The sequence below is a fragment of the Streptomyces nanshensis genome (assembly GCF_001751255.1).
Lineage (GTDB): Bacteria > Actinomycetota > Actinomycetes > Streptomycetales > Streptomycetaceae > Streptomyces > Streptomyces nanshensis_A.
The window spans coordinates 1-1,393 of the sequence record NZ_LJGW01000553.1 but is presented as its reverse complement, the minus strand read 5'-3'; the positions used below and the strand labels follow the sequence as shown (position 1 = coordinate 1,393).

Annotated in this window: 1 protein-coding gene; it reads left to right on the top strand. The window is 73.7% G+C overall.

Going from position 1 to position 1,393, the window contains the following annotated elements; all coding sequences use genetic code 11:
- On the top strand, positions 1–1,393 hold a 1,393-nt coding region (locus AN218_RS37230; RefSeq protein WP_171908845.1), incomplete at both ends, for a hypothetical protein.

Genomic DNA, 1,393 nt, shown 5'->3' with positions numbered 1-1,393 from the left:
ACCCACGGCCCCGGTGGCCGCCGCCGCGGCGGCGCTGTGCGTGCTGGCGGTCTCGCCGGGTCAGGCGTGGGCCGCGTCCGCGGACGGTCCGGACGGTCCGGCGGCGTACGAGACGGCCGAGGGCGCCAAGCCGGTCAAGGGCACCGCCGGCAGCGGCGACGGTCCGGAGATCTCCCCCGGCACGTACACCGACTCCATAGGCCGCGGCGAGAAGAAGTACTACCACGTCGATCTCGACGCCAAGTCCAGCGCGTTCATCTCGGCCGTCGCCGCGCCCGAACCGGGCTCGCGGGTCAAGGGAGTCGGCGAGGGTCTGAAGATCCGGCTGGAGACCGTGGACGGAAGCGAGTGCGACGGCGGTACGGAGCCGCAGTTCAGCGCGGAGGGCGCCGCGTACCCCGTCGCGGACTACGCGACGCGCCTCATCGGCGCCGACGACGAGTGCCAGAAGGCCGGCGCGTATCTCTTCTCCGTCGAGCGCGAGGGACCGGAGACGTCCGATCCGGGGCGCTGGCCGCTGGAGCTCCGCTATATGTCGGAGCCCGGCCTCAAGGGCGGCCCCCGGCTGCTTCCCGGCTCGCCGGACTCGGACGAGGAGCCGGGCGACGACGAGACGCCCGCGCCCGTCACCTCCGGCGAGAAGCGGCAGGCGCACGGCGGTACCGGCTTCAACGACGCGGGCGCGCTCGCGAAGGGCGTGTGGCGCGACCGCATCAAGCCCGGTGAGACGCGCTTCTACCGGGTGCCGGTCGACTGGGGGCAGCGGCTCAACGCCTCGGTGGAGCTGGGCAGTGCGAACTCGCCCGGCGAGTATCCGCCCACGATCTACGACGGGTTCGGGATCACGGCGTACAACCCGGCGCGGGGCCGGTTCGAGGACGACCCCTTCGTCTCCTACACGCCGGACGAGTCGGCGCAGGCCGCCGTCTACACGCCGACCGTCGACTACACGAGCCGCTTCGACTACTCCACGAACACGCCGTGCCTTGCCGGTTGGCACTATCTCGCGGTGACGGTCTCGCCGCAGCTCGGCAAGTTCTTCAAGTCGACGGCGCCGCTCACCCTGCGCGTGGACGTCACCGGCACGGCGAAGGCCGGGCCGAAGTACGCGGGCGACGCGCACGCGGCCGGCTTCGGCGTCAGCGACGAGGACAAGGAGCAGGCGGAGAAGGGGCAGAACGCGGCCGAGGGGGAGCGCAGCGACTCCCTCCGTATCGTCGCGTACGTCGGCATCGGCGCGGGCGTCGTGCTGATCCTCGGGCTGGCGGTGTGGACGCTGACGGCGCGGCGCCGGGCTGAGGCGCTGCCCGGGGCACCGGGAACCCCCGGGGCGCTCGGCGGCCCCGCCGGACCCGGAGGCCAGGCGGGCCCGGACGGCGGCTCCGGGACGGTG